At 45.0% G+C, this 24,069-nt stretch carries 36 protein-coding genes, 2 tRNA genes and 1 pseudogene; 21 read left to right on the top strand and 18 right to left on the bottom strand.

What is annotated here, in order from left to right:
- The first annotated feature begins 14 nt into the window (after positions 1–14).
- A complete protein-coding gene (locus tag JFQ59_RS02885) occupies positions 15–638 on the top strand; it encodes a LysE family transporter (RefSeq protein WP_230972238.1) in 624 nt (207 codons plus the stop codon).
- On the opposite strand, the gene JFQ59_RS02880 is transcribed toward JFQ59_RS02885, so the two are convergent.
- The gene (locus JFQ59_RS02880; protein ID WP_202318909.1) at positions 618–1,439 is read right to left on the bottom strand and encodes a menaquinone biosynthesis family protein; all 822 of its coding nucleotides are present in this window, start codon (positions 1,437–1,439) and stop codon (positions 618–620) included. The genes JFQ59_RS02885 and JFQ59_RS02880 overlap by 21 nt on opposite strands.
- 72 nt (positions 1,440–1,511) lie before the next feature.
- Here JFQ59_RS02880 and JFQ59_RS02875 point away from each other — a divergent pair, with 72 nt between their 5' ends.
- Positions 1,512–1,700: a hypothetical protein gene (locus JFQ59_RS02875; RefSeq protein WP_202318908.1), complete on the top strand. Its 189-nt coding sequence runs from the start codon at positions 1,512–1,514 to the stop codon at positions 1,698–1,700.
- On the opposite strand, the gene JFQ59_RS02870 is transcribed toward JFQ59_RS02875, so the two are convergent.
- Positions 1,697–2,065 carry a hypothetical protein gene (locus tag JFQ59_RS02870; protein WP_202318907.1) on the bottom strand — a complete coding sequence of 123 codons (369 nt, stop codon included), beginning with the start codon at positions 2,063–2,065 and terminating at the stop codon, positions 1,697–1,699. The two genes, JFQ59_RS02875 and JFQ59_RS02870, sit on opposite strands and share 4 nt — an antisense overlap.
- Positions 2,058–2,252, bottom strand: coding sequence for a hypothetical protein (locus tag JFQ59_RS02865; protein WP_202318906.1), 195 nt, complete (start codon positions 2,250–2,252; stop codon positions 2,058–2,060). The genes JFQ59_RS02870 and JFQ59_RS02865 overlap by 8 nt, the downstream gene beginning before the upstream one ends.
- A gap of 86 nt (positions 2,253–2,338) precedes the next feature.
- Here JFQ59_RS02865 and JFQ59_RS02860 point away from each other — a divergent pair.
- Positions 2,339–2,412: transfer RNA gene (locus JFQ59_RS02860), tRNA-Phe, on the top strand.
- A 106-nt stretch (positions 2,413–2,518) separates the two neighbouring features.
- Here JFQ59_RS02860 and JFQ59_RS02855 read toward each other — a convergent pair.
- A complete protein-coding gene (locus tag JFQ59_RS02855; protein ID WP_202318905.1) occupies positions 2,519–3,289 on the bottom strand; it encodes a hypothetical protein in 771 nt (256 codons plus the stop codon).
- Positions 3,290–3,337: 48 nt separating this feature from the next.
- Here JFQ59_RS02855 and JFQ59_RS02850 point away from each other — a divergent pair, with 48 nt between their 5' ends.
- Entirely contained in the window at positions 3,338–5,098 is a 1,761-nt protein-coding gene (locus tag JFQ59_RS02850; RefSeq protein WP_202318904.1) for an ASKHA domain-containing protein, read from the top strand.
- A 5-nt stretch (positions 5,099–5,103) separates the two neighbouring features.
- On the opposite strand, the gene JFQ59_RS02845 is transcribed toward JFQ59_RS02850, so the two are convergent.
- Positions 5,104–5,655 carry a DJ-1/PfpI family protein gene (locus JFQ59_RS02845; RefSeq protein ID WP_202318903.1) on the bottom strand — a complete coding sequence of 184 codons (552 nt, stop codon included), beginning with the start codon at positions 5,653–5,655 and terminating at the stop codon, positions 5,104–5,106.
- A 75-nt stretch (positions 5,656–5,730) separates the two neighbouring features.
- On the opposite strand from JFQ59_RS02845, the gene JFQ59_RS02840 reads away from it, so the two are divergent.
- Complete coding sequence (locus JFQ59_RS02840) at positions 5,731–6,447, top strand: enoyl-CoA hydratase/isomerase family protein (protein WP_202318902.1); 717 nt, start codon at positions 5,731–5,733, stop codon at positions 6,445–6,447.
- Here JFQ59_RS02840 and JFQ59_RS02835 read toward each other — a convergent pair.
- From JFQ59_RS02835 to JFQ59_RS02810, 6 genes are read right to left on the bottom strand one after another with little or no spacing between them, the layout of a single operon-like run.
- Entirely contained in the window at positions 6,444–6,644 is a 201-nt protein-coding gene (locus JFQ59_RS02835) for a hypothetical protein (protein ID WP_202318901.1), read from the bottom strand. The genes JFQ59_RS02840 and JFQ59_RS02835 overlap by 4 nt on opposite strands.
- Positions 6,634–6,969, bottom strand: a complete 336-nt coding sequence (locus tag JFQ59_RS02830) for a transcriptional regulator (RefSeq protein ID WP_202318900.1) — start codon at positions 6,967–6,969, stop codon at positions 6,634–6,636. Before JFQ59_RS02830 ends, JFQ59_RS02835 begins: the two co-directional genes overlap by 11 nt.
- Before the next feature lie 12 nt (positions 6,970–6,981).
- Positions 6,982–7,443, bottom strand: a complete 462-nt coding sequence (gene nifU, locus JFQ59_RS02825) for a Fe-S cluster assembly scaffold protein NifU (protein ID WP_202318899.1) — start codon at positions 7,441–7,443, stop codon at positions 6,982–6,984.
- A gap of 6 nt (positions 7,444–7,449) precedes the next feature.
- On the bottom strand, positions 7,450–8,592 hold the full coding sequence (locus JFQ59_RS02820; RefSeq protein ID WP_202318898.1) for a cysteine desulfurase family protein: 1,143 nt from the start codon (positions 8,590–8,592) through the stop codon (positions 7,450–7,452).
- A gap of 10 nt (positions 8,593–8,602) precedes the next feature.
- Positions 8,603–8,962: a DsrE family protein gene (locus JFQ59_RS02815; RefSeq protein ID WP_202318897.1), complete on the bottom strand. Its 360-nt coding sequence runs from the start codon at positions 8,960–8,962 to the stop codon at positions 8,603–8,605.
- A 1-nt stretch (position 8,963) separates the two neighbouring features.
- The gene (locus JFQ59_RS02810) at positions 8,964–9,197 is read right to left on the bottom strand and encodes a sulfurtransferase TusA family protein (protein WP_202318896.1); all 234 of its coding nucleotides are present in this window, start codon (positions 9,195–9,197) and stop codon (positions 8,964–8,966) included.
- A 114-nt stretch (positions 9,198–9,311) separates the two neighbouring features.
- Here JFQ59_RS02810 and JFQ59_RS02805 point away from each other — a divergent pair.
- From JFQ59_RS02805 to JFQ59_RS02790, 4 genes are all read left to right on the top strand, one after another.
- A tRNA-Val gene (locus JFQ59_RS02805) sits at positions 9,312–9,384 on the top strand.
- A 480-nt stretch (positions 9,385–9,864) separates the two neighbouring features.
- On the top strand, positions 9,865–10,080 hold the full coding sequence (locus JFQ59_RS02800; RefSeq protein ID WP_202318895.1) for a hypothetical protein: 216 nt from the start codon (positions 9,865–9,867) through the stop codon (positions 10,078–10,080).
- A gap of 484 nt (positions 10,081–10,564) precedes the next feature.
- Positions 10,565–12,886, top strand: a complete 2,322-nt coding sequence (locus JFQ59_RS02795; RefSeq protein ID WP_202318894.1) for an ATP-binding protein — start codon at positions 10,565–10,567, stop codon at positions 12,884–12,886.
- Positions 12,883–13,257, top strand: a complete 375-nt coding sequence (locus JFQ59_RS02790; protein WP_202318893.1) for a hypothetical protein — start codon at positions 12,883–12,885, stop codon at positions 13,255–13,257. The genes JFQ59_RS02795 and JFQ59_RS02790 overlap by 4 nt, the downstream gene beginning before the upstream one ends.
- 54 nt (positions 13,258–13,311) lie before the next feature.
- Here the strand turns inward: JFQ59_RS02790 and JFQ59_RS02785 are convergent, their stop codons facing one another.
- Positions 13,312–13,509: a hypothetical protein gene (locus JFQ59_RS02785; protein ID WP_202318892.1), complete on the bottom strand. Its 198-nt coding sequence runs from the start codon at positions 13,507–13,509 to the stop codon at positions 13,312–13,314.
- A gap of 154 nt (positions 13,510–13,663) precedes the next feature.
- Here JFQ59_RS02785 and JFQ59_RS02780 point away from each other — a divergent pair, with 154 nt between their 5' ends.
- The 5 genes and pseudogenes from JFQ59_RS02780 to JFQ59_RS12750 all read left to right on the top strand — a co-directional run.
- Entirely contained in the window at positions 13,664–13,894 is a 231-nt protein-coding gene (locus JFQ59_RS02780) for an AbrB/MazE/SpoVT family DNA-binding domain-containing protein (RefSeq protein ID WP_202318891.1), read from the top strand.
- Complete coding sequence (locus JFQ59_RS02775; protein WP_202318890.1) at positions 13,891–14,283, top strand: type II toxin-antitoxin system VapC family toxin; 393 nt, start codon at positions 13,891–13,893, stop codon at positions 14,281–14,283. Before JFQ59_RS02780 ends, JFQ59_RS02775 begins: the two co-directional genes overlap by 4 nt.
- The gene (locus JFQ59_RS02770) at positions 14,271–14,537 is read left to right on the top strand and encodes a hypothetical protein (RefSeq protein WP_202318889.1); all 267 of its coding nucleotides are present in this window, start codon (positions 14,271–14,273) and stop codon (positions 14,535–14,537) included. The genes JFQ59_RS02775 and JFQ59_RS02770 overlap by 13 nt, the downstream gene beginning before the upstream one ends.
- Positions 14,515–14,967, top strand: a complete 453-nt coding sequence (locus JFQ59_RS02765) for a type II toxin-antitoxin system VapC family toxin (protein WP_202318888.1) — start codon at positions 14,515–14,517, stop codon at positions 14,965–14,967. Before JFQ59_RS02770 ends, JFQ59_RS02765 begins: the two co-directional genes overlap by 23 nt.
- Before the next feature lie 8 nt (positions 14,968–14,975).
- Positions 14,976–15,479: pseudogene (locus JFQ59_RS12750) on the top strand (DUF1156 domain-containing protein); the annotation flags it as partial.
- Positions 15,480–15,719: 240 nt separating this feature from the next.
- Here the strand turns inward: JFQ59_RS12750 and JFQ59_RS12745 are convergent.
- On the bottom strand, positions 15,720–16,016 hold the full coding sequence (locus tag JFQ59_RS12745; RefSeq protein WP_202319004.1) for an integrase: 297 nt from the start codon (positions 16,014–16,016) through the stop codon (positions 15,720–15,722).
- Between the two features lie 322 nt (positions 16,017–16,338).
- Between JFQ59_RS12745 and JFQ59_RS02750 the strand changes: the two genes are divergently transcribed.
- From JFQ59_RS02750 to JFQ59_RS02740, 3 genes are all read left to right on the top strand, one after another.
- Entirely contained in the window at positions 16,339–16,497 is a 159-nt protein-coding gene (locus JFQ59_RS02750; RefSeq protein ID WP_202318887.1) for a hypothetical protein, read from the top strand.
- Positions 16,494–16,697, top strand: coding sequence for a ubiquitin family protein (locus JFQ59_RS02745; RefSeq protein ID WP_202318886.1), 204 nt, complete (start codon positions 16,494–16,496; stop codon positions 16,695–16,697). The genes JFQ59_RS02750 and JFQ59_RS02745 overlap by 4 nt, the downstream gene beginning before the upstream one ends.
- Positions 16,698–16,842: 145 nt before the next feature.
- Positions 16,843–17,124 carry a UPF0058 family protein gene (locus JFQ59_RS02740; protein ID WP_202318885.1) on the top strand — a complete coding sequence of 94 codons (282 nt, stop codon included), beginning with the start codon at positions 16,843–16,845 and terminating at the stop codon, positions 17,122–17,124.
- Here the strand turns inward: JFQ59_RS02740 and rimI are convergent.
- Positions 17,096–17,545 (bottom strand): ribosomal protein S18-alanine N-acetyltransferase, encoded by a 450-nt coding sequence (gene rimI, locus JFQ59_RS02735; protein ID WP_330999830.1) that lies wholly within the window; start codon positions 17,543–17,545, stop codon positions 17,096–17,098. The two genes, JFQ59_RS02740 and rimI, sit on opposite strands and share 29 nt — an antisense overlap.
- A gap of 37 nt (positions 17,546–17,582) precedes the next feature.
- Between rimI and JFQ59_RS02730 the strand changes: the two genes are divergently transcribed.
- Genes JFQ59_RS02730 through priS form a run of 3 tightly spaced genes read left to right on the top strand, consistent with a single transcriptional unit; the run spans position 17,583 to position 19,403 of the window.
- Positions 17,583–17,975: a UPF0146 family protein gene (locus JFQ59_RS02730; protein WP_202318884.1), complete on the top strand. Its 393-nt coding sequence runs from the start codon at positions 17,583–17,585 to the stop codon at positions 17,973–17,975.
- Complete coding sequence (locus JFQ59_RS02725) at positions 17,959–18,381, top strand: secondary thiamine-phosphate synthase enzyme YjbQ (protein WP_202318883.1); 423 nt, start codon at positions 17,959–17,961, stop codon at positions 18,379–18,381. The genes JFQ59_RS02730 and JFQ59_RS02725 overlap by 17 nt, the downstream gene beginning before the upstream one ends.
- Positions 18,382–18,383: 2 nt before the next feature.
- Positions 18,384–19,403, top strand: a complete 1,020-nt coding sequence (gene priS / locus JFQ59_RS02720) for a DNA primase catalytic subunit PriS (RefSeq protein ID WP_202318882.1) — start codon at positions 18,384–18,386, stop codon at positions 19,401–19,403.
- Here priS and nikR read toward each other — a convergent pair whose 3' ends face one another.
- A complete protein-coding gene (gene nikR, locus JFQ59_RS02715) occupies positions 19,404–19,823 on the bottom strand; it encodes a nickel-responsive transcriptional regulator NikR (protein WP_202318881.1) in 420 nt (139 codons plus the stop codon).
- A 128-nt stretch (positions 19,824–19,951) separates the two neighbouring features.
- Entirely contained in the window at positions 19,952–21,520 is a 1,569-nt protein-coding gene (locus tag JFQ59_RS02710; RefSeq protein WP_202318880.1) for a GTPBP1 family GTP-binding protein, read from the bottom strand.
- A gap of 77 nt (positions 21,521–21,597) precedes the next feature.
- Here JFQ59_RS02710 and JFQ59_RS02705 point away from each other — a divergent pair, with 77 nt between their 5' ends.
- Positions 21,598–22,497 carry a dihydroorotate dehydrogenase gene (locus JFQ59_RS02705; protein ID WP_202318879.1) on the top strand — a complete coding sequence of 300 codons (900 nt, stop codon included), beginning with the start codon at positions 21,598–21,600 and terminating at the stop codon, positions 22,495–22,497.
- On the opposite strand, the gene JFQ59_RS02700 is transcribed toward JFQ59_RS02705, so the two are convergent.
- Both JFQ59_RS02700 and dapF read right to left on the bottom strand, forming a co-directional pair.
- On the bottom strand, positions 22,494–23,231 hold the full coding sequence (locus JFQ59_RS02700) for an MJ0144 family RNA dihydrouridine synthase-like protein (protein WP_202318878.1): 738 nt from the start codon (positions 23,229–23,231) through the stop codon (positions 22,494–22,496). The two genes, JFQ59_RS02705 and JFQ59_RS02700, sit on opposite strands and share 4 nt — an antisense overlap.
- Positions 23,221–24,063 carry a diaminopimelate epimerase gene (gene dapF / locus JFQ59_RS02695; RefSeq protein ID WP_202318877.1) on the bottom strand — a complete coding sequence of 281 codons (843 nt, stop codon included), beginning with the start codon at positions 24,061–24,063 and terminating at the stop codon, positions 23,221–23,223. Before dapF ends, JFQ59_RS02700 begins: the two co-directional genes overlap by 11 nt.
- Positions 24,064–24,069 lie beyond the last annotated feature (6 nt).

Raw genomic sequence — 24,069 nt, 5'->3', positions numbered from 1 at the left:
ATCAATTTTTTATAATGTTATCTTTTGTTTTAAAGGTTGTCCTGATAAGTACGTCGGGTGCTCTGGCTCCCGGTCCGCTTACCGCAGCAACGGCTGCAAGCGGTTTGAAGTACAGATGGAGGGGCGGATTCTGGATAAGTGTGGGGCATGCGGTGGTTGAGCTACCTCTGGTTGTGCTCATCGCACTGGGTGTTGCCGCAGTTTTAACAAGAAAAGATGTGGCAGCGATGCTCAGCTTTTTTGGTGGAATAATGCTGCTCTTTTTCAGCTATCTCACAGCAAAAAGCGCAATTAAGGTTAAATCGCTTGATGATTGGGGCAAAGCGTCATCACCTTTTCTAACGGGAATCGGCCTAACCGCACTCAATCCGTTTTTCATAGCTTGGTGGGCCAGTGTAGGGGCAAGCCTTATAAGGGAAGCTCTTTCCTTGTGGGGGATGGCCGGAATTGTTGTTCTGTATGTCAGTCACGTATGGCTGGATTTCGCATGGTTGATTCTTCTTGCCCACGTGACGTCTCTGAGCAGTTTCAGTCTTAAAATATACAGATCTCTGCTTTTTGCACTAGCCATCCTCGTTGCTCTGTTCGGACTTGATTTTATACACTACGCCTTAACTTCAAGCCATTTCCTGTTCTAAAATGTCTAGTTTTGGTTTTTTGAGGATCCCTTTCTCCTCAGACATATTGTAAAGCAGTTCAAGAGCTTTAACAACACTTTCCGGCATTTTGTAGGTGTATTCGTTAACGTACATCAGTGCGAATTTCCTCACCCTCTCTCTGTCCAGGCCCCTCGAGAACTTCATAGCATAATCTATGGCCTCATCAACGTTTTCAAGGGCGTAATTTATGCTTGCCCTCAATACCCTCAGAAACTCCCTCTGCATGTCATCAGGCAGATCTCTTCTGATTGCGTTGAGGCCAAGAGGTAACGGCAGACCTCCAGTCTCACTCTTCCACCAGTCCCAGAGATCAAGCAGGCAGACCAGGTTGTAGTCTCTGTAGGTGATCTGACCCTCATGGATCAGCAGTCCCGCATCACACTCGCCACTAAGCACGGCATCAATTACTGCGTCAAAGGTCATCTCAACGACCTCAAAATTGTCTACTGCAAGCTTCAGCAGCAAGCTGGCAGTGGTGTAGCTTCCCGGTACAGCTATTCTCTTACCTTCAAGCTTCATCTCCTTCTTTGCAACAACAATTGGCCCGTATCCATCTCCCACGCTAGCCCCAGCAGACAGAATTCTGTATTTTTCGTCAAGAAGAGCGTAAGCGTGAGCTGAGAGTGCGGTAACCTCATATTCACCTTTAAGAGCTTTTCTGTTGAGGGTTTCGATGTCCTCAATCACGTGTTCGATTTCCAGCCATGTTTCAACCTTTCCGTGAGTCATGGCGTAGAACATGAAGGCATCGTCGGCATCGGGTGTGTGTGCAACCTTCATATGTTGAGGGAAAGATGCGGGTTAAATAAATACTGTGGTAAAAGACAAATACGAGAACGTCTGGCAAAATCTATGAATGAAAGAACGAGAAATGAACTTTTTAAAAGTCTCAATCTGCTCTCCGTGGTGGGCAGTGGAGTAATGACGTTTGCAGTAGTTCTCCTCGTTCTCCACTACTCCGGCTTTAGCCTGACCGTTTCAATTGTAATCTCGCTAGTGTTAGCAGGACTCGTCATTCTGGCAAGGATGGTCAAGGGCTAATCTCCGTTTCGCCCTACCGACCTTCTGACAAATTTTTCAAGAGATCTCTTTATGGCATCTTCTATTTCATCAAGATCTCTGGCAGCATTTTCCATCATTTCTCTAATTGCATCCGCTACTTCCTCTATCAAGAGCATACAGTCAGTCCTCTGGACTTCAACCTCAACTGACCCTCCCTTCAGCGTTATAATGGTATTTCCGAATTCCCTCTCCAGCATTTTCTCGAGAGCCGATATGCTGACCGGGGCTCCTTTAAAGACGAGTATGTCATCTCTTCCGTATCCTCCAATTTCCAGTTCGGGGTCTGAAGGGAAGAGTTTTATTTTGCAAACTCCATCCTCAGACTCAACCTTCACCTCAAACATGTCTCACCTTCCTCAGCGCATTCTCCAGTATTGCCTCACCTTCTCTGAATTTTTCTGCAGCACTTTTAAGCAGTTCAGAAACTTCAGGTGCTTCGTCAGCAATTTTATCCGCCCACTCCTCGTATTTCATCGTGTGCTCACGACTGTGTTCGAGCCAGTGCTCCAGCAGATGAGAGAGTTTTTCCATGGTTTTCATGGAACGGTCTGACTTAAATTATTTTACCCAAGAGTCGACCAAAAATATTAAAATACCTTCGATCGATGTTTAGCTGAGCCCGGGTAGCTCAGCCAGGGAGAGCGTGCGGCTGAAGACCGCATAGTCCCCGGTTCAAATCCGGGTCCGGGCACATTTTCTTCTGCTTCAGATCCTTTGACTACTGGATTGGCGTCTGTAGTTTTATTCTGTTCCGGAGGGCGATTTTCATGAGGCCGTGACCAAAGCATGCAAATAAATTATTTTTTAAAGACGTTCACTATACCCGCTACAAAGTCCCTAATCACCTCGGGTTTCGATCCTGAAGACAGGAGGATGAGCAGCTTCTTACCTTTTGCAACTTCAGCCATCCTAGCCATAATAGCTTTGACATCCTCTACATCGAGTTCCATTTCGGAGTACTCCCTGCTGTCTATGTCCGCACCGAGATACCAGATGATTCCGCGGGGTTCGTATCTCTTAACTCTCTCAACCATTTTTTCAAAACTCTCCACGTATCTCTTCCCAACCTGTCTGCCCAGAACACATCTCAGGTCGTCGGATATCCTGCACTTCCTCCCGCCCAGGCAGAAAACTTCGACCTTCTCAGAAGAAACAATTGCAGCCACACCGTGATGAGCATCAGTCTCGATGATGGCGACTTTTTCGGTTTGCTCGCTCATAAGGCTTGCGGCTATTGCGAGACCGTTGAAAAGACAGTATCCCCGCATTCTGTCCCTCTCGGCCAAATGTCCGGCAGCGGTTACCGGCACGACCACTGTACTGTAGCTTTTCAGGATCTCAACACCCTTAGCGATGCACCTCACGTTTTCAACAGCCGCATGATAAAACGGATGATTCTTCATTTCGGTAACGTATCCAGGATCGTGAAATTTAAGGAGAAGGGGCTCAACTTCAACCTCCCCCGGCATCTCAAATTTAACCGGAAATTCGAGAAGAACCTCGAATCTGCCTGAGGCAGGGATTAATTCTGTGATTATGTTTCTTGAATAAACAATTGCAATTTCCATAACCAATGTAAGGAAAGGGCTAAATATCTTTTTTGATTAGAAAATTCCATGCCTTTGATCACGTTTCTCCCTTCCGGCAAAAGAGTTGAGGTGGAAAAGGGTAGAACGATCCTCTCTGCAGCACAGGATGTTGGTGAGGGAATAAGAAGTTTATGCGGCGGAAAGGGAAGTTGCGGGAAGTGCAGGGTTGCGGTCAGAAAGGGGGAAGTTCAGGTTATAAGCGAGGAGGCACATGAGAAATTTATAAAGGATGAAGGATATTATTTGGCCTGTCAGACTGCTGTTGTTGGTGATGTTGAGGTGTTTATCCCTCCAGAATCGAGGCTTGAAAAGCAGCAGATCCTTAAAGAGTTTTTTGTTGAGGAGAGAGATTTTAATCCCGCTGTAAGGGTTGAGCATTATACCGATGCATTTCTGCCGGAAATTCTTAGCGAAAAAGGTTACAGACTCAGCATAACTCCTGAGGTTGAGGAAGGTGAGCTGACTCTGGTGATCAGAAATGGTAACGTAATAGACGTTCTTCCGGGGAAAGCAGAGGTGTACGGTCTGGCCATAGATGTGGGTACAACCACAATCGTTGCTGCCCTGGTTGATTTAACAGACGGAAGAATTTTGAACATAGCATCCGACTACAACGGACAGATAATCTACGGTGAAGAGGTACTGAGCAGGGTTGAATTTGCCAGAAGCAGACGTGATGGGATCATGATTTTGCAGAAAGCTGTTGTGGACTCCATAAACCGGTTGGTTGAGAATCTGCTCGAGGGCTATGCATCTCCAGATAGGATATACGATGTTGTTGCGGCCGGTAATACACTAATGACGCACTTTCTTATTGGCAAGGATGTTGAGTATCTGTTCTCCTCATCCGACGTGAAGCTGAACAGGAAGGGATACGAGTATCGGGGCATCGAACTGGGGTTGAGAGTCAATGATAAGGCAGGCTTCTATGCTCTTCCCTCCGTTGGGAGATTCATCGGTGGCGATATCGTCGGAGACATTATAGCATCGAAAATCGTAGACTCTGCGACAATATCCCTGATGGTTGATCTCGGAACGAATGGAGAGATAGTCATAGGAAGTGAAGGCTGGGCCATGGCCACAAGCGTTGCAAGTGGTCCGGCTTTTGAGGGCTACGAGATAAAACATGGTAGCAGGGCTGTTGAAGGGGCAATAGACCACGTCAAAATTGAGGGAGATGAGGTGGTTTACTCCGTCGTAGGGAATACAAAACCCAGGAGCATCTGTGGGAGCGGTTTGATCGATCTACTGGCGGAACTCTTCAAGAATGGCATTGTGGATGTACAGGGAACGTTGAAGAGAGATCACCCGAGAGTCATTCTAACGGAAGATGGGGCGGAGTTCGTGGTTGCTGAGGCTGATGAATCTGCAACCGGGAAGCCCATAACGTTTACAGAGAAAGATATAGAGACGCTGATAAAATCTAAGGCTGCAGTGTGTGCGGGAATTGCCGTGCTTGTGAAAAAGGCCGGGTTAAGCATGAAGGATATTGACGACTTTTATATCGCTGGTGCCTTCGGCTACTACATAGATTTCGACAATGCGGTAACCATAGGTTTGTTCCCGGAGATGAGGGCCAGAGTCCACCAGATAGGCAACGGTTCTCTGGCTGGGGCGTACATGGTTCTGACATCAAGAAGAAAAAGAGAGCTGGCAGATACAATAGCGGCAATGTTTGCATACTTCGACCTAGCAACAGATGCGGATTTTGTGGACGAGTACAGGGCTGCTATCAGCTTGCCGGGAAAGGCCGAGCTATTTCCGGAGATATATGCAAAGTACGTTTAGCAAAATTATTTTTTGAGCATCTTTATGAATTCTTTCATCAGGGCGGGAAGGTCTGGCCAAGCCCTGCTTGTTGCGAGATTTCCGTCTACCACAACTTCTCTGTCCTCGTATTCTGCCCCACATGATTTCAGATCTGGCCTCACAGCGAGATAACACGTTCCCTTCCTGCCCTCCAGCAGGCCGTAGGCTGCGAGTATCTGAGGACCATGACAGATTGCGGCAACGGGTTTATTTGCTTCGAAGAAGTGCTTTACTATCCTTTCCAGTTCTGGGTACGTGCGAATGTACTCTGGGGCTCTACCACCCGGGATGTAAAGTCCGTCGTACTCTTCGGGATTTACTTCGGAAAAACTCAGATCAACCCAGCGGAAAACGTATCCTCTTTTTTCTGTATAGGTTTCCCAGCCCTCTTCGAAATCGTGCACGACCGTGAAAAGGTCCTTCTTTGAAGGGGCGGCAACGTGAACTTCAAAACCTTCCTCCTTTAGCCTGTAGTATGGATAGAATATTTCAAGCGCTTCTACTGCATCACCGGCAACGATCAGAACTTTCTTCATAAATAATAGTACATTTGCGGATATTTAAGAGGTGTGGTCAGGCAGTTTTAAATACTTGTCTTTCACTGCAGGTTTATGGAAAAAATAAAACTTACCCTGGCTGATGTGGCCAGAATAAGTCTGAACCGTCCGGAAAAGAAAAATGCGCTGGACATTCAGCTTTTGACAGAACTCAGAGAAGCCATTAATGCCGTTAAGGAATCTGACGCAAGAGTTCTGATCATAAGCGGTGAAGGGGATACATTCTGTGCTGGATTGGACAGGAACCTGCTGATGAGCATGGTCAACATGGATATGGAGGAGTTTGCAGAGTCCATTGACTTCGTTCAGGAAATAATTTACGAACTCAGAAATTTGCATATTCCTGTGGTGGCTGCTGTGCAGAGGTATGCCATAGGTGGAGGGATGCAGCTTGCTCTTGCTGCAGATATTCGAATAGCCACCCCCGGGACTGTGTTTTTCATCAGAGAGCCAGAGTTTGGCATAATACCTGATATGGGAGCTCTATATCTTCTACCACGGCTGGTTGGTGATGGAGTGGCGAGAGATCTTATTTTCACAAGGCGAAAGGTGACGGCCGAGGAGGCCAGAGCTATTGGGCTTGTCAATGAAATCTTTGATGATCTTGAGAAGGGCATTGAGGAGTACTCCAAAAAATTGCTTTCAGTACCCGGGGTGGTTCTGGAGGAGGCAAAGCGTTTGATCGAGCAGAGCTGGATGGTTGACTTCAAAGAAAGTCTCAGGCAGGCGAAGGAAAGCCAGTTGAGATGCGTTAAGGCATTTCGAAGCTAAAGAATCCTTTTTCTTTTGTCAACAATCTGCTCCTGTCTCCTCATCCATCCGGCCTTCCATTTCTGGTAGCATTTTCTGCCGCAAAAGGTCACCGGTTTGTCAACGCAGCACGTCTTAACAACGATTGGATCCTTCGCAATCTTACCGCAAACATCACATCTGAGTCGTGCAGCACTTCTTTCAAGCTCAAACGGCATGTTCTTCCTCTATAATATTTTCTTTTCGTAGAATTTCGCACACCCTGCAGAGATATTCAACCTCGTCCTCAATGGTCGTTTTGCCCGCAATAAGGTCATCAACAAGCTCGCTTACAACGTTCAGAGCTCTGTCAGATTTTTCGATTATTTCCATCCCCTTCTGCCCCCTTTTGCTCTTAAGATACTGTGATACTGCCGCCTGAGTCAGTCCAAGAAGTTCGGCAACATCCTTTACTCTGTATCCTCTTTCTATCAGCTCTCCCGCCACTTTCGCTCTCAAGGCGGGAAGAATGTATTTCACCATTACCACACAGTGTGGCTTCATCTGCACCCTCTCTCAGGCCTCACAGTACTCTCCATGGTCATCCATCTCTCCCTTTTCCATTTTTTCAAGTTCCCTTTCGAGACCAAGTTCTTTTATTTTATCAAAGTTTCCATTTTTTCTGAAGTAATCAACTATAGCACGCCTGAGCGCATCTGCTGCAAGGTTGGAGCAGTGCATCTTCTGCTTTGGCAGACCTCCAAGTGCCTCAGCTACAGCGTCTCTGGTTATCTGCAAAGCCTCTTCGATAGTTTTACCCTTTGCCATTTCTGTTGCCATGCTGCTCGTGGCTATGGCTGCAGCACAGCCAAAAGTCTGGAATTTTATATCCTCTATCCTGCCATCTTTAACCTTGATATAGATGGTCATCAGGTCTCCACACACCGGATTCCCCACGGTACCAACACCATCAGCATCCTCTATCTTACCAACATTTCTCGGGTTCTGGAAGTGTTCGAAAACCTTGTCGCTGTACATTCCACATCACCTCCTGTAGAGAGGAGACATGCTCCTCAACCTCTCAATAATACCCGGCAGCACTTCGAGCAGTTTATCCACATCCTCATCCGTGTTGTATTTTCCGAGGGTTAGAAGCAACGATCCGTGGGCTTCTTCGTGTTTCAGACCGCATGCCATCAAAACGTGGCTTGGCTGCAGTGTTTTGGAGCTGCATGCAGAGCCTGTTGAGGCCTGTATTCCGTTCATATCCAGACTTAAGACTATTGACTCACCCTCGATGTAGCTGAATCTGATATTCACATTGTTCGGCAATCTTCTCTCCGGATGACCATTGAGATAGCTATCCTCAATTTTCAAGGCATTTTCAATTATCCTGTCTCTGAGCTTTTTAATTCTCTCCGAGTCGTCTTTCCATTCTTTTGACGTTATCTCTGCAGCCTTTCCAAAACCAACTATTGCAGGAACATTCTCAGTCCCGCTCCTCAGACCCTTTTCCTGCCCTCCACCGAGAATCAGGGGCTGAATCCTGACATTTTCTGCAATGAAAAGCGCCCCCACTCCTTTTGGACCGTAGATATCGTTGGATGAGATTGTAATAAGCTCTGCGTTGAGTTTTGATACATCAATTTTTCCGACAGACGCAGTTGCGTCAACATGAAGCACGGCGTCACTCTTTTCGAGAATTTCAGATACGGCATCCAATGGCTGAATCGTTCCGATTTCGCTATTGGCATGCTGTACCGATACGAGGATTGTATCTTCTCTGAGCTTTTCCTCGATAAAATCCAGTTTCACCTCCCCAAAGCCGTTAACGGGTATGAACTCCACCTCAAATCCCTGCTTCTGCAGGTATTTTGCCGGATTGATAACGGACATGTGTTCTACAGAGGAGATAAGAATGTGTCTCCCCTTCTTTGAATTTCTCATTGCGTAGCCTATTAATGCAAGATTGTTGGCCTCGGTAGCACCAGATGTAAATACCAGATCACCGTTTCCGCCTATAAGCTGCAGAACCTTTTCTCTTGCCTCCTCAATTGCCTCCCTAGCTTTGAAACCGAAAGAATGGACAGACGATGGATTTCCAAAATGGTCGGTCATATACGGCAGCATCGCCTCAACAACTCTCCTGTCCACAGGGGATGATGAAGCGTAGTCAAAATATGCCATTCCCATCACCTCAGAAATACAGGGCTGCGTCGGCCTCCAGAACAAGCTGGTTTAGCGTTGCAGCACCGACTACCTTAACACCCTCGACGATTTCCCCGCTATCAATTCCAAGAAGCTCAGAACTCCGGTCACATACCATCATCTCCACCCCACTCTGCACTGCCTGATCCATCACCTCTTTGAGTGTGGGAAACTGACCGATTTTTATCTTTTCAGCATTACCTCTCTTTACAACAGTTACACCCTTAACGACAAAGTATATAATGGCCTCGTCTCCCATCGCCTTTGCCGTCATTGCCAGTATGAACGGCACATACAACCTTTCAGGAGTGTCTGTACCGCTGGTCTGAACGTAAACGATCTTTGCCATTCTATCTCACCTCCTTTACCACTCTGATGGTAAACTTAAGAATTCCGTCATCATCTTTTTCAAATCCAACCAGTTCCTGACCGAGTTTTTTAACCAGAACTGGGATGTCTGACTCCGCTGCAGGATCGTCTGCAAGAACCTCTATTATTTCTCCAACTCGTGCCTCTTCTATGGCCTTTCTTGTTCTGAATACCGGTTCAGGGCAGTAAAGACCTATACAATCAACACTTTTCATGTTATTAACATTGTTAAGAAGATATTTATACCTTTCCCGAGTTTGCCGTACACTTCAAAGAAGATTGGATTTACAGAGCAAACGTTATAAACATGTGTCTTCCTGATATGATGAGGGCTCGTGGTCTAGTGGTTATGACGCCTGCCTCACACGCAGGAGGTCCCCGGTTCGAATCCGGGCGAGCCCATTAAAACCTCCTATTCTTAAAATCTGGATTTCTGCTGGCTCTCCAGTCCTGAGCCAGCCCACAAGTTTATCGAATGTCTCTGAAATCCTTCCTCTAAAATTTTCTTTTAGAAATATATAGTTCTCCTTTGAAATTGTAATGTGCAAATCTTTGAGTTCTCTGACTCTTTTCGGCGAGATCTCTTCTCTAAATGTTGATCCACCATACGTTCGCACACGTTCGTGCATGAACGTAATATCGGGGAAAGGTCTTAAACATTTCGTGGTGAAAGAGGTAGTTTTTTAGACAGTTTACCACCTGCAGCAGGTTTTTGAAGTGAAAGTAACCCGAATTTAGTAGGTTTGAGATGTCGGGATCCAGTTTTGTGGTCAAAGTTGATCAAACAAATTACGTTGATTCAACCTCCAAAATCAGCATTTGGATTCACATCATTATCAGCCAAATAGAAAACTTAATTTTGGAAAGAGTGGAATACGGAACATGGTAATGCTGGAAACACCATCTCTAAGAAGAGCAATTCTTGAGAACAAAGTTGTTTTTGATGATGAGCTTGTAAGGATTGCATCCGATCCACATGCGAATATAAATGAGGCAATTTTCGAAGTTGAATTCTCCAACTTCTTGAATGGGAATGCACATCCGATATATCTCGACCCTGCACTGTTTTTCAGTTTAAAAATAGGGATGTCGCTCTGAATTATCAGGATATAAAGCAAATTCTGAGAGATCTTGGGATTTCAACAATTCCTGATGTTGAAATTGTTGCTGTAGATGGGCATAATATCGATGCAGAAGAGAACCTTTGGAATGCCATAGGAAAAATCCTCGGAGATGAAACTCTCGCATCCCGCACCTCACCACCAACAGCCCAAGACATCGAGACAGCTATCAGAAAAGTAGGAAGACCTGTTGTATTTCTGCTTGATGAGCTTGTGGTTTACATTTCCAAGATATTGAATGATGAAGCAAGGGTAGCTCAGAACAAGGGATTCATTCACTCTCTTTTCGTTGCAGTTGAGGCGACAAGAACTTCAATTGTAATACTTAGATACCGGAGAGTGAAGCATACAAGAGAGAATCGGAAATTCTAAGGGATATAACAACCATTGCCGAAAGAGGGGCAACCAAAATCGCTCCTGTTGCCAAAGAAGACATCATCAGAATTCTGAAGAAAAGATTTGTGAAAAGTATTGATGAAAAATACGCAAAGGAGGCTGCTAAAGCTTTACACGACCTTTACGTGACAAAACTTGGTATCGGAGAGTCCATCAGTGAGGAAAGATTGTTTGAATGTTATCCTTTTAATCCGGAACTCGTAGAAGAGATTTTCTTTGGTAGAATAGGTATGTACGAGGAATTCCAAAGAACGAGAGGGATTCTCAAGATAATGGCAAGGGTTATTGTAAATCTGCTGAGGCATGCAGATGAGCTTCCAGAAACCACCATCTTCATTTCAGCTGGGGAAGTTGATCTATCCGATCCGGAACTTATGAGAAAACTTGCGGACAAGGTATTTGGTGCAAAGCTTGATCAGGTTATCCAAACGGACATTGCTACGGCTGAAGGCACGGCTCATGCACAGATAGCGGATAGAAAAACGAGATTTGGCAATTTCGTGAGAGTAGCCACTGCAGTTTATCTTTATTCTCTCTATCCGGATGAGACCAAAAAAGGTGCCAATAGCAGGCAAATATTTAAAGTTCTGGGAGATGAGAGTCTCAACCCTTCAACGATAGATGCGTATCTCGAAAAATTGTACGATGAAATTGCCACGCACATCTTCAGAGCGGAGGGGACTGACAGATACTACTTCAAGACCGAGGAGAATCCGAGAGCCCTTGTGAGGTATGCTGCTAAGGATGTTAAGGATGAGGAGGTGAAGCTTCACCTGCAGAAAAAGCTTGTTGGAAAGATAATCCCCTCTACAGATGTGGTTTCAGTTAACATCTTTGAGAAGGAAATCAAGAGAGACAGTACGAATCCGGAAAAGCTCAACATCTTTTTAATTGATTACGAAGAGGTATTCAGGCTGTATGCAAGTTTGAAGAGGACCAAAGAATACGAAAGCGAATCCGAGGATGTAGTGGCTGGAGAGGTTTACAGCAGGATTTTCTCAAGCATGTTATCGATTACAACTCCAAACAGAAATTCAGTTGTACTCCTTTTCCCGGTTGCTTGGGAGATCCCTTCCTTTATGGATGACGTGAAAGAGCTCATTGCCTGTGAGAAGCTTAAAAAGGAGAGGGCAAAGGATAAGGAATTCCTCAGGGAATTGAAGTCAATACAGGAAAGAATTTACGCAAAAACAGCTCAAAAGCTTGTAAACCTCTACTCATACACTGGATTCTTCCAGAGGAATGACCATGTGGTCAGGCAACTTTCGCCGATAACCTACGATGAAAAGGCGAAATACACGGAAAGGATTTTTGAAGAACTTGAAAGAAAATGGGGCAAGGTTTTGAGTTCGGTAAGCGTGGATTACATTAACGGAGTTATGGGCATGGAAAGAGAGCACATGAGGGTTTCAGAGCTGATAAGTACAATAGCAAATTCGACGAGCTACCCTTTCGTTCCTGCTAAATACCTCAAAGGGAGCATAAAGGAGCTGGTTAGAGATGGGGAGCTTGCATTATATAGAGGAGAGGTTTGCAAACCAGAGGAAGTTGATCTTACAAAAAGTGAAGAAATAGTTAGAAGTTTGAAGATCCGCAGTGAGATTCAGGATGTCAGAGATTCGGACTACATCCTGAAAAAAGAATTTGCTGAAGAACTGCTGGAAGCTGCGGAGAAAAAGAGAGCCGACAGAATTGCCCAGAGAATTCTCGAAGTGCTTGGTGACAGCAACTATGCCGAAATTTCATACATTGAGTCAGCAATTCCGGATTTAAGCAGAAAAGATATCGTTGATGCAGCGAAAAGATCTCAGAGGCTTGAGCTGTATGGTGGGAAAATATCTCTTGTTAAAAAGCTGGAAGATGGGGTTGAAGTGAATGAAAATGAGACTGAGGAAATAATTTCAGGGTTTGGTAAAGATGGAGATTTCATTTTCAAAAGCGACTATGTGGAAGAAATTAAGAAGAGGTTGATTAGCACTCCTGCACCTCCATCTCCGCCACCGATGCCCGAAATGGAGAAAGTTGACGTTCAGAACCTAATTGAGAAATTTGAGGAGTTAAGGGGGAAGAAGGTTAAGCTGCTGAGAATTGCTGGTAAGGGTTCAGATCTCAAAGAGGACTCTCTGAGTGTATCTGGAGCCGTATCTTTCCTCAACCTTGCCGGCAGGATTAAGGTTGACGTGAGGGGGAGCGTTGTTTTCAGATGTGGAGCTGAGATTGAAAAGGTAGGAGTGATAGCGGAGATTCTCAAGAAAATTACTGAGCTGGATGCAAATCCTGAATACTCCATAGAACTTGAAACTGATGCTGAAATAAACGATGACTTCAGAATATTTGCGGAGGAGCTCACTTCAACAAAGTCTGAGAAGCAGTTCTGGGTGGAATGATGCTCGCCATCAGAAATACTGTTTACGAGGTGGTTGAAACCCCTAAGTACATAACGATGTATGAGAGCTACCAGAACAGGGAGAAGAGTTACAGGATGAAAATAGCCTCAGCCACTGCATGGAGAAAAGATGCGATTAAAAAACTGATGAAGAAGCTCAAAATTCAGGAAAAAACGGATGACGTTGAGAAGGCGATGAGGGTTTACGTTGCCTTTAAAGTTTTAAACTCAATGAAGAAGGCGGAGCAGAGGTACAAGCTGATAGATGTAGTTCTCAATTTACCGCCAGAAGAAGTGTTTTTCTGGGCATGGAAGCTCTCATCAACGAAGAATGGAGCTTACGCTTTCAGGGTGCTGTATGGGCTGGTTTAATCAATATTTTGTAGATTTTTCAGCTCCTTGTTTACCTTTTTGTGAACAACGACTCTAAACACCAAGCCCCCTCTTCAACTCATCCCAATCAACATGCTCTCCTTTTAACGATTCTTCTTTCAGCTTCCTGATTTCCTGAAGTTCCTCATCAGAAACTTTCTCCGGCGGTATTATGAGCTCTTCAAGCTGCTCGAGTTTTTCTCTTATCTTTTTTATCTCGCTGTAAATTTCTTGGAGGAGTGCTTCGTTCATAATTTCACCCGTATTCATTCAGCTTTGAAGAGATAAATAATTTGTTTCGATTCAGATTTAAGTCAAAAGTGAGAATAACCTATGGGAGCTTGAGACAAGTTTGCTGTAATTCACAAAGGTAAAACATATAACTGATTAAGTAAGACAGATTATTATGCCAGTAAAGGTATCCACCAAGGGGCAGCTTGTTCTGCCCGCTGAACTGAGGAAAAAATACGAAATTGAAGCGGGAAAGGAAGTTGAAATACTTGATTTTGGAGGTGAGATAGTCATCGTGCCAGTCCCTGAAACCAAGGGAAGGGGATTCGTGAAATTCAAGAGGAAGCTGGACGAGATAATTGCCGAATACAAAGAGGAGGAGAAGAGGAGGGAGATGAGAAAGTGAACTACGTCCTTGATGCTATGGCAGTTCTTGCCTATCTCGGCGATGAAGAGGGAGCGGATAAGGTCGAGGAGTTGCTTGAAAAGGCTGAGAGAGGAGAGGTAAAGATATTCATGAACTACGTCAACCTTGGGGAGGTTTACTACATCATTGCGAGAGAATTGGGTGTTTCAAAGGCAAACGAGGCGATAGCCATCGTGAAGAGGTGGAATTTGGAGTTCGTTGGAGTTGATGAGAGTATTGCATTGATCGCTGCAAGAATTAAAGCCATTCACAAACTATCCTATGCTGATGCCTTTGTTGTTGCCACTGCTATTGACAGGAAAGGGGTTATTGTAACTGGAGACAAGGAGTTTGACGGAGTTTATCCGGATATTCTGTGGATAAAGTGACATTTTCAGGTAATTTTTTAAGGTTAAAAGCTTATGTTAAACAGGTGCTGGAAATGGGCGAGATAACGATTAAGGCAAGAATACCCAAGGAGCTTGAAGGCTCTGAAAAAGAAATTGAGGAAATTCTGAAGAAGAAAGTAGAGGATACAATAAAAAGATTCGAAACCCTGAAAAAGACCAAAGGAGTGCTCAAAACAGAAAAATCTTGGCAGGAACTTGAGGCTGAAATGTATGAAGATATTTTTGGACAGTAACATCTTCATAGAGCATTTTAAAGGAAACAAGAATGCAAGTAGCCTGCTGGAAAGAGTGATTGGAGAAGAGCTGTATATCAACGAAGTTGTTTATTCAGAGGTCGCATACATCTTCATAAGAACGTTTTCCGAGAAATCGTACCCTGATTTGAAGAAAAATAGAGAACTTGTTTCTGCTGCCGGTAAGAAGTTTGTAGAACTGATATACCCAGCTTTGAAGCTTGCGAACTTTTTGGAGATCAATAGGGAGGTTGTGAGCATTTCAAATAATTTCATCCAGAAATACGGGCTGCTTCCAAATGATGCCCTAATATTGGCAACCTGCAAGCACTACGAACTGGATGCTCTGGCGAGTCTCGATACTGATTATGAAGAAGCCTGCAGGAATGAGGGCATTACACTCATCTCAGATGTTGAAAACCTGAGATAGGTGATCCGATGAGGCTGCTGATCGAGGAATTCATCCCGGTTGAGGAGATTAGCGAGGAGGCTAAGAAGGAAAAGCTTGGAAGGGCTCCTACCTTTGAACTCCATTACTGGTGGGCGAGAAAGCCATTAATCACCGCAAGAGCGGCAGTTCTGGGGGCTTTAGTTTCGAAAGAGAATCTGCCAAAAACATTTGGAAATGGTGATCTAAAAACAAGCCTACTGCATATTTTGCGAATACCCAAAGATATCAGTAAAGGCCCAAGAGCACACACCCAGAATCCGCCAGCAGAGTATCTGAAAGACGCCATAATCAAAACGTGGGGGGAAATGCCCACAGTTCTCGATCCCTTTGCCGGTGGAGGCTCTATTCCATTTGAAGCTTTAAGGCTTGGGTGCAATGCTGTGGCTGTTGATTACAACCCCGTTGCTTACCTGATTCTCAAAGCCACCCTTGAATATCCGAAGAAGTACGGGATGAAGCTCTATTATGACGTTAAGAAGTATGCGGAGCAGATATTCAGCGAGCTGAAAGAGGAGCTCGGCAGATTTTATCCGAAGCACGATAGGAAGGATGTTGCAGCCTACATATTTGCTTGGGTGGTTAAATGCCCGCAGTGCGGTTTTGAAACTCCTCTGGTTGGCTCATGGCAGCTTGCCAAAACGAAAAAGAAGGAACTTTATCTCGCTTACGAAGTTGAAGGTGATGAGCTGAAGCTTGAGGTCAAAGAGGGTAAGGCTCCCGAGGGGAATGTTTCAAGAGGAAGTGGGGTTTGTTTGAAGTGTGGAGCACACATACCGAATGAAGAGGTTGTCAGGCCTTCTTCCCTGAATAAAATCGGCTATGGATTCTGGAACATCGTTCTCGATTATCATGAAGTTAAAATGCCACTTCCTGATTGTTTCTGCATTCACTCTTCCGTGAGCTATTGCCTTTTGAATTACTTTGTATCCTTGATCAATTTTAGTCTTCTTAAGCTCATCGAGAAATTCAGTGGGGAAGTTAAAGCCAGTAACCCTTTTTAGCCCCGGTTCGAATCCGGGCGAGCCCATTTATTCTCCCGATCAAGATTGCATGTAGTGTGAAAGCCATTTTTAATTTTTTTGGAAATATACAGTTTTCTCGTGGATTTCTGATGTGCTGCCGAGAATGACATAAAACGCCAGCAACCCGACAGTAACTTCAAATTAACGTCCATTAAAACCGTTCATGTTATCTTGAGCTATCTGATCCCCTTCTGCATTAATCGATAAGCTTTCTCACAAGACAGATCACCAACAAAGGGCGTGTTATGATTGAGGGTATCCGGAAGGTGCAGTCTGAATCAAAAACTATTTCTATTTCCTCTCACACTATATTAGATTGGGTGATTCCATGAGGAGGTTCAACTGGAGAAAGTACAGGAGAAAGGGCAAGAGAAAGCTTTTTAGCAAAGATGAAAAGCTGATCGAAAGTATTGTACCGGAAATAAAGAACGTCCGTGCTGGAGAGAGCATTAAGGAGATATCAAAAGAGGTTCTCCCGGAAGAATGAAGCTCAAAATTAATTTTATCGGTTTTGATAAAAAGGAGGTTACAGTTGAAGTTAATGGTCAGCGGTACTCGGAAATTCTGGATTCGCTTGGAATCAATCCTGAGTCCGTGGTCGTCGTTAAGGACGGGCTCCCGGTACCCACAGATGACGTGGCGGAGCCTGGCGAAGTTAAAGTGATCAGAGTAATCTCTGGTGGATAAATAATATTTTTTAAAAATTTAAAATTTCGATAATTCTTTACCGGCTTAATTTTTAAGAATAAAACATTATAGAAGCTTGTTAGCCTTTAAGCAGCAGAAAGGTTTTTAAGTTATCGTGAGTACAACCCGAAGGGAGTGATGCCCCATGCACAAAGAGGAAATCGTCCTTCTGCACATGACACTGTACCATGTTAAAAAACTTTTCGAAAATGCAGGCATTGCAAATGGCCACTTCAGGAGCTATGATGAGCTGGGTGTACAGCCTGTACACATCCACAAAAGCAAATCGGACCACAAAAAGGCAATTTTATTGCTGTGTAAGGGAATATCGGAAGTGTTTAAAGAGCGCAGCCCGGATGACCTGATAGAGAACGAGAATTTGAGAATAGTCATAGAGTCTATTGTTCCTGAAATGTGCGAATCATGAGATAGGCATCTTCACCATCGCTGTAGTAACCAGGAATAATCTCAGCAACTTTAAATCCAAATTTTTTGTACAGTTCTTGCGCAGGTATATTTGAAACCCGCACTTCCAGAATAATTTTCTTTTTCCCTCGCCCCTCAAGTCTTTTAATCGCACTGCCGAGCAGGATCTTTCCGATCCCCATTCTCCTGAATTCCTTTCTGACAGCAAACGCTATGATTTTTCCCGTGGTTTCGTCAACGTCCATGGTAACGATGTAGCCAGCTATTTTATTCCCCAGATCGGCCACAAGCAGGTCACTTCCGTAGGTCAGATAGACGTAAACATCGTAAGCCGGATTTCTCGGCGAGAAGGCTTCCTTATCTATCTCCAAAATCTCCTTGAAATCCCTGGTGCTGTAGTCTCTGATAATTATGCTCTGCACAAAACTTAATTGTCATTTTGAGATATATAGATTATTCATGCTGAGGCTTGCCGAATTTATCGCCGGGAGATACAGGGGGAAGGTTGTTGAGGTAGGAATCGGGAATTTTACGGCTGTAGCAGAGATGCTGGCGAAGTCCGGACTTCACGTTGTTGCAACAGATGTTGTAAGGAGGAAAGTTCCGGATGGTGTGGGATTTTTTGTTGATGACATCAACAGTCCCAGATTGTGGATATACGACAAAGCAAGCCTCGTGTATTCCATCAGGCCTCCACCTGAAATAGTTCCGGCCATTCTAAGAGTTGCAGGAGAGATTGGGGCAGATTGCATAGTGAAACCACTTTATGGGGATCACTTTGATGGTAAGCTTTTCAATTACAGAGGTCTTGCCTTCTACTACTGGGGGAGGGAGCATGATAAGGGAGATTGAGGTGGAACTCGATGGTTTTGGAGATATGGCGGACATCACCGAAGAGCTAAGGAAATTTGTGGACGAGTATGTTGAGAGGATGGGGATTGATGAGGGGGCGGTGCTGGTTTTTAATATCGGTTCAACAGGGGCTGTAACCACAATCGAGTATGAACCCGGGTTGAAAAAAGACCTTCCTAGAATAATGGAAAAAATTGCTCCGTATGGTGAGGACTACGAGCATCACAGGACATGGGGAGACGACAATGGCTCGGGACACGTTAGGGCCAGCATTATTGGCCCCTCTTTGCTCGTACCATTCGTGAATGGGAGGCTGATTCTGGGAAGGTGGCAGCAGGTGGTCATAATCAACTTCGATACAAGGAGGAGGAAAAGAAGGGTTTTGTTGCAGATTCTGAGGGCCTAGCGATGGATCTGACCAAGCTGTATCTGGAGAAAAAGTTTGAGGAGTTTTACTCTAAAAATGACATTTCACTTCCACCCCACTTCAGAAAAAGGGAATTTGCCTTTGTACCGCTGGAGCTTCTCCCTGATTTCGTAATGTTCAGACACATTTCATTCAGGTCGTATGAGGAGTTCAGAGCGTATTTGCTCTCGAAAATACCTGCACATGTGTACTTCTCGTCCGCATACTATGAAAGACCGGATGAGGCCAGAATGGAGGACAAGGAATGGGTCGGCGCAGATCTGATTTTCGACATAGATGCGGATCACCTGCCTGTGAGAACGAACTCTTTTGAAAGGGCTCTCGAGCTAGCCAGAAGGGAGCTGAAAAAGCTAGTAAATATATTGAAAACAGATTTTGGTGTCAGGGACATGGATGTTTACTTTTCTGGTGGGAGAGGATATCACGTTCATGTTCACGATGAGGAGTTTTTGAGGCTTGGGAGTGCGGAGAGAAGGGAGATAGTGGATTATCTGACCTTAAACTCACCTGTACTGATTGAAGACGGCAGATTTGCCAGTTCTAATGCCGCAAGGAGGTTCTTCAACTACATGAGAAAGAAGCTCGAGGAGGATGAGTCCCTAGCTAAAGAGCTAAAAATAACTGTCAAAGATCTCAGAAAGGATAAGCTCACAAAAAAGGCTTTGAAGGCATTGGATAAGTTCAGAAATCATGCAGAGACTGTTTTGAGAGTCCACATAGATGCCCCCGTAACAGCAGACACCAGACGGCTGATAAGGCTGCCTGGAAGTCTTCACGGGAAAACCGGGCTGAAGGTGACAGAGGTGGAGGATATCGACAGTTTCAATCCCCTTAAAGAAGCAGTAGCCTTTGGCAGTGAAGAGGTGGTTGTAAAGGTTAGCAGAAAAATGCATCTCAGACTGGGAGATGTTGACACCAGAGTTTATCCGGGGAGGGTGAAGCTCCCTGAATATGCAGCAGTTTTCCTTATTTGCAGAGGATTTGCAAGTTATGAGCCCTAGTCACTCAAATCTCTTCACTGCCGTAATAAGCTTGACGTTTAGCACTCCTCGGGCCGCTGAGAGCTTGTCCACAAGACCCCTTATCTCATCCATCCTGCCTTTAACCAGAATCAACTCCAGACACTGGTCCCTGTTCAGATGGATGTGCGTGCTTGAAGTGACGACATCATTGTAGTCGTGCTGAAAGTCGATGATCATATCGCTGATACCCTTTACGTTGTGATCGTAAACAACAACGAGAGCTCCCACGACCTCCCCTTTTTCGCTTTCAAGCCACTTGTACTCGGAAATGTAGTTTCTTATCGCATCTCTTATCGCTTCGCTCCTTGATGAATAGCCTCTTGTTGATATGATCTTATCAAACTCATCAAGAAGATTTTTTGGGAGGCTTACACCGATTCTCGTCACTCCTTCCTCCATGAGAGGACTTTTGCGGTCAATTTATAAAAATGTATCTCTACAGTTTTTGTCCGATTTCAACAGCCCGGTTCCAGCCGAGATTGCAATGGATGGTTCCGCCGCTCTGAATGGAAATATTATTTTCAGCATTATACGAAGATTTTTGTTATCTCTCCCATCCCCTTGCTTCTTCCTTCACGGAAAATAAACTTCTGACCTTCGTAAACATAATGCGGGCGGTATTTGAACCTCATCCTCACCTTTCCTCTATCTCCGGACTTCAGGTAGTCTCCGTCGATCTCAACGAATGTAACGGTCTCCGAAATCGTTTCGACGTGCATGACTGGCTCGTAGCCAGCACTTATCAGTGTGGGATGAGTGAAAACGTAAACATCTGCATCGAATTCCCAGACTGCATTGAGTTCATTTTTGCTCAGAACCATCCCTCTTCTCAATTCGTCGTACCTCACACCTTTCAGCGCAACTCCGATTATATCCCCGCTTTTTGCCCTATCGATCCTGTAGTGGTGCATTTCGATGCTCTGGACCCTCACTTTTCTAAATTCTCCGTCCTCAAACGGCCCTATGTAGAGTTCCTCCCCTTCCCTCAGCTCACCGCTCTTCACACTTCCGCTAACAACGGTACCAACGCCCGTAACTCTGTAGATCTTATCGATATACATCAAAAAGTCCTCTTCAGACACGTAGCGTTTTGGAAGGTGGAAGAAGATCTCCTCAAGAATGTCATAGCCTTCCAGAGTTATAGCGGAGGTCACGACAACGGGAACGACAAGTCTGTTCTCTGCCATAAGCTCTGAAACTTTGCCCGCATCTTCTGGACTTTTCATGAGGAATGGTATTCTGCCAACCCTTCTGAGTGTGGAGAAAACCTCCCGGATAACTCCCTCTAACCTGTCTTCAGAAACCATATCTGCCTTTGTGATTGCCACAATTACAGGGAGCTCCATTGCAAGCAGGATTCCAAGATGCTCTCTTGTTGTCCTCATTACTCCGTCATTTGCAGCAACCACAAGCAGACCGTAATCTATTTTCTGTCCCAGCAGACCTCTTATCGTAGTTCTCAGCCATGGTTCGTGGCCCACTGTATCAACGAAGCTGACAAGCTTGTCAGCGTTTTCCACCACAAGAGCCTTCTCGCTCTTACTTACAGGATTTTTCAGTCTTATGGTTTTGCCATTCTTGTATCCAAAAACGGCAAAATTTATTTCTGCACTCAATCCCCTTTCAATCTCGTGCTTGAGAACATCCAGATAAATTCTCGTTGCACCATCTCCATCATCCGGTTTTCCTGTGATCAGACAGCCTACAAGGGTTGATTTACCGTGATCAACGTGTCCGGCGGTCCCGACAAGTATGTGCTCTTTCGCATTTGTTTTTCTGATTTCAACTATGCCCACGAGCCCGTCATTAATGCTGTATCTCTCTACAGAGCTTAACTCTGCTTCAACCTCCTCAGCAAGCTTTTTCAGAATTTCAACAGTCTCCTCAAACTTGCTCTCATCAATACCTCTTATCTGTCCGGAATCAGAAACGCCAATAACGTAAATGGCCTTTCCCTTTCCCATTATGATCCTGTGGTTCATCTGACAGGCAAGCTGCCTGAATCTACCCTCCCTGAGGTGGTAAGAGGTAAGAAACTCTTTGAATTCAATATTCTCTCCTTCACCCCGCCTTACAAGCTGGAGTACTTTTTCCACAATTTACCTCGATTCCGGAGATTTAATTGTTTTGTTTGATGGCTAAATCTTTATAACCCTCTGAAAAACAACTATCAATGAATCCTCTGGAGATCGAGCTGTGCGGTCTGAGACTGAAAAATCCTCTGATGCTGGCAAGTGGCGTTTTGGGAAGCAGCGTTCATTCTCTCAACCTCATTGCGAGGGATGCCGGGGCAGTTGTGACAAAATCTGTAAGCTTGGAGGGGAGAGAAGGTTACAGAAACCCTACCGTTATAAACTGGAGTTGCGGTCTGATCAATGCTGTGGGTCTTGCATCACCTCCTGCAGTCGAATTTGCAGAGGAGCTAAAGGATTTTACAAACGAGTCACCGTTGATTGTAAGCCTCTACGGGTATACGCCCGAGGATTTCTCAAGGCTGGCTGAGATATTTGACGAATCACTGCCATTCAAACACGGTTACGAGATCAACCTCAGTTGCCCACACGTCAAAGGTGCAGGTTACGATGTGGGGAGTGATCTGGAACTGTCTTCGGCGATTGTAATGGCGTTGAAGGATTCCACTGAAAATCCTGTTTTTGCAAAGATATCTGCAATGCATGATTATGTCAATCTTGCGAAGAAACTCGAGAAGGTAGGGGTGGATGGAATATCGATTTCAAATACACTGAGGGGCATGAAAATAGATATTGTTTCAAAAAAGCCGGTTCTAAGCAACATTTCTGGAGGGGTCAGTGGAAAGGCAATCAAGCCGATAGCATTGAAATGCGTTTACGACCTTTACAGGGAGCTTGAGATCCCGGTTGTAGGGTGTGGAGGTGTTACGAGCTTTGAGGACGTTCTGGAGTTCATCTTTGCAGGAGCGAACGCTGTGCAGATAGGATCGGCGGTATATTACAGCAGAAGGATCTTCTACAGCCTCAAGGAAAGTCTCATTGCATACACGAGGGCAAATAACTGTACCATAACTGAGCTTGTAGGCACAGCCCACGATTAGAGCTCAACGGGCTGGGAAAGAATCCCACTTCTGAGCATCTTTTCAAAAAATTTCATGTCCTTGAGAACAGCCCTTGCCGCCGATGCCATTCTCGCTCCCGACCTGATTATCTTTTCTCCACTCTCAATATCCGTGAAAGAGTTGTTTCCTATAACGGGGCCGTATCTGGATATTCTGCTGATCAGAGAAAAATTGCAGCCTCCGTTTGGAATCATTGCATCAATGTGAATTGCCTTTGCCCCCGCTGAGAAGATCTTGGATGCAAGCCTCTCGTAATCAATCGGATGACTTCCTCGAATTTTCACAAATGTTGTGGAAATTTTGGAAACTTCTCGTGTAATTTCCAGTAGCTTTTCTGGATTGAAAAGCAGCCATTCACCACACCCAGCCGAAACGAATTCGGGCTGTCTGCAGTGAGCATTGATCTCCAGTATTCCACCGTATCTCTCCACAATTTCTGCAACCTCCATATAACCCTCAAGACTGCCGGATCTGACATTTACAGCAAACTTTTCTCTTTTAAGGTTTTTTATCTCCCTCTCTATTCCATCCAGCGGTTCGGAAAAAATGAATTCCTTCCGTCCTCTCATTGCAGCCATCTTTGCAGCCTCCATAGCTGTTTTATCGGCACTAAACCCACCAAGAATCACCAGAGCAGCCTTCTGATTCCTGCAAAAATCCGCATCGTTGATTCCTGCCATTGCTGACAGTACAAGTCTGTTCTCAAACCTCATATAACTCCTTTACGTTAACAAATCCGTCAAGAACCCTGTTCGCTCTGCCGGTCATGTATGCGCTATCCTTTGCTAGCTCTATTCTCAGCACACCACCTTTTGTGATAATCTCTACTTTTTCGTCAACCATCCCAAGTTCGCTGGCTATCGCTGCAACTGCAACGCTGCCCGTTCCACAGCTCAAAGTCTCATCTTCCACACCTCTCTCGTACGTTCTTATCCTTATCCTGCTCCTGCTCTCAACCTTTGCAAGGTTCACATTCGTCCCTTCCGGGAACACATTGAGGTATCTCACCTTTCTTGCCAGCGGTATGATGTCAAAATTCAGGTCATCGACAAAAATAACAACATGCGGAACACCCGTGTTTGCGGCGTAGAGTTTGTATTTCTCACCTTCAAATTCGATTTCGTACCCCCAGACGTCCTCCACAGCGGGTATGCTCTCTTTTTCAAATCTTGGCTTTCCCATATCAACCCTGACCCACCATCCATCCTCGTTGTATACCTCCAGCTCGAGAACGCCTGCGAGAGTTTCCACCTTCAACCTGTTGCTTGCGTAGCCCTCCTCAACGACATAACGGGAAAAGCATCTTATCCCGTTACCACACATCGCAGCCTCACTGCCATCGCTGTTGAAATATCTGAACCTGACATCCGCCCTGTCGGATGGCTGAACGAAAAGAGCACCGTCCGCACCCACACCAAAATTTCTGTGGCAGACCGCTCTAACGAACTTTGGTTTCTCATTTTCCGGGATAATGACCTCCTTGAATTCATCTACCAGAATAAAATCATTTCCATTCCCGTGCATTTTTGTTACCCTAACCCGCATGGGTCA

The organism is Archaeoglobus neptunius, from assembly GCF_016757965.1.
GTDB classification, from domain to species: domain Archaea; phylum Halobacteriota; class Archaeoglobi; order Archaeoglobales; family Archaeoglobaceae; genus Archaeoglobus; species Archaeoglobus neptunius.
Note: the sequence above shows the minus strand (reverse complement) of the source record. Positions and strands in the feature narration are given on the sequence as shown.

Coding starts and splice junctions, on each gene's coding strand:
- JFQ59_RS02885 (WP_230972238.1), top strand. CDS start 15: ATGTTATCTTTTGTTTTAAAGGTTGTCCTGATAAGTACGTCGGGTGCT.
- JFQ59_RS02880 (WP_202318909.1), bottom strand. CDS start 1,439: ATGAAGGTTGCACACACACCCGATGCCGACGATGCCTTCATGTTCTAC.
- JFQ59_RS02875 (WP_202318908.1), top strand. CDS start 1,512: ATGAATGAAAGAACGAGAAATGAACTTTTTAAAAGTCTCAATCTGCTC.
- JFQ59_RS02870 (WP_202318907.1), bottom strand. CDS start 2,065: ATGTTTGAGGTGAAGGTTGAGTCTGAGGATGGAGTTTGCAAAATAAAA.
- JFQ59_RS02865 (WP_202318906.1), bottom strand. CDS start 2,252: ATGGAAAAACTCTCTCATCTGCTGGAGCACTGGCTCGAACACAGTCGT.
- JFQ59_RS02855 (WP_202318905.1), bottom strand. CDS start 3,289: ATGGAAATTGCAATTGTTTATTCAAGAAACATAATCACAGAATTAATC.
- JFQ59_RS02850 (WP_202318904.1), top strand. CDS start 3,338: ATGCCTTTGATCACGTTTCTCCCTTCCGGCAAAAGAGTTGAGGTGGAA.
- JFQ59_RS02845 (WP_202318903.1), bottom strand. CDS start 5,655: ATGAAGAAAGTTCTGATCGTTGCCGGTGATGCAGTAGAAGCGCTTGAA.
- JFQ59_RS02840 (WP_202318902.1), top strand. CDS start 5,731: ATGGAAAAAATAAAACTTACCCTGGCTGATGTGGCCAGAATAAGTCTG.
- JFQ59_RS02835 (WP_202318901.1), bottom strand. CDS start 6,644: ATGCCGTTTGAGCTTGAAAGAAGTGCTGCACGACTCAGATGTGATGTT.
- JFQ59_RS02830 (WP_202318900.1), bottom strand. CDS start 6,969: ATGAAGCCACACTGTGTGGTAATGGTGAAATACATTCTTCCCGCCTTG.
- nifU (WP_202318899.1), bottom strand. CDS start 7,443: ATGTACAGCGACAAGGTTTTCGAACACTTCCAGAACCCGAGAAATGTT.
- JFQ59_RS02820 (WP_202318898.1), bottom strand. CDS start 8,592: ATGGCATATTTTGACTACGCTTCATCATCCCCTGTGGACAGGAGAGTT.
- JFQ59_RS02815 (WP_202318897.1), bottom strand. CDS start 8,962: ATGGCAAAGATCGTTTACGTTCAGACCAGCGGTACAGACACTCCTGAA.
- JFQ59_RS02810 (WP_202318896.1), bottom strand. CDS start 9,197: ATGAAAAGTGTTGATTGTATAGGTCTTTACTGCCCTGAACCGGTATTC.
- JFQ59_RS02800 (WP_202318895.1), top strand. CDS start 9,865: ATGGTAATGCTGGAAACACCATCTCTAAGAAGAGCAATTCTTGAGAAC.
- JFQ59_RS02790 (WP_202318893.1), top strand. CDS start 12,883: ATGATGCTCGCCATCAGAAATACTGTTTACGAGGTGGTTGAAACCCCT.
- JFQ59_RS02785 (WP_202318892.1), bottom strand. CDS start 13,509: ATGAACGAAGCACTCCTCCAAGAAATTTACAGCGAGATAAAAAAGATA.
- JFQ59_RS02780 (WP_202318891.1), top strand. CDS start 13,664: ATGCCAGTAAAGGTATCCACCAAGGGGCAGCTTGTTCTGCCCGCTGAA.
- JFQ59_RS02765 (WP_202318888.1), top strand. CDS start 14,515: ATGAAGATATTTTTGGACAGTAACATCTTCATAGAGCATTTTAAAGGA.
- JFQ59_RS12745 (WP_202319004.1), bottom strand. CDS start 16,016: ATGGGCTCGCCCGGATTCGAACCGGGGCTAAAAAGGGTTACTGGCTTT.
- JFQ59_RS02750 (WP_202318887.1), top strand. CDS start 16,339: ATGAGGAGGTTCAACTGGAGAAAGTACAGGAGAAAGGGCAAGAGAAAG.
- JFQ59_RS02745 (WP_202318886.1), top strand. CDS start 16,494: ATGAAGCTCAAAATTAATTTTATCGGTTTTGATAAAAAGGAGGTTACA.
- JFQ59_RS02740 (WP_202318885.1), top strand. CDS start 16,843: ATGCACAAAGAGGAAATCGTCCTTCTGCACATGACACTGTACCATGTT.
- JFQ59_RS02730 (WP_202318884.1), top strand. CDS start 17,583: ATGCTGAGGCTTGCCGAATTTATCGCCGGGAGATACAGGGGGAAGGTT.
- JFQ59_RS02725 (WP_202318883.1), top strand. CDS start 17,959: ATGATAAGGGAGATTGAGGTGGAACTCGATGGTTTTGGAGATATGGCG.
- priS (WP_202318882.1), top strand. CDS start 18,384: ATGGATCTGACCAAGCTGTATCTGGAGAAAAAGTTTGAGGAGTTTTAC.
- nikR (WP_202318881.1), bottom strand. CDS start 19,823: ATGGAGGAAGGAGTGACGAGAATCGGTGTAAGCCTCCCAAAAAATCTT.
- JFQ59_RS02705 (WP_202318879.1), top strand. CDS start 21,598: ATGAATCCTCTGGAGATCGAGCTGTGCGGTCTGAGACTGAAAAATCCT.
- JFQ59_RS02700 (WP_202318878.1), bottom strand. CDS start 23,231: ATGAGGTTTGAGAACAGACTTGTACTGTCAGCAATGGCAGGAATCAAC.
- dapF (WP_202318877.1), bottom strand. CDS start 24,063: ATGCGGGTTAGGGTAACAAAAATGCACGGGAATGGAAATGATTTTATT.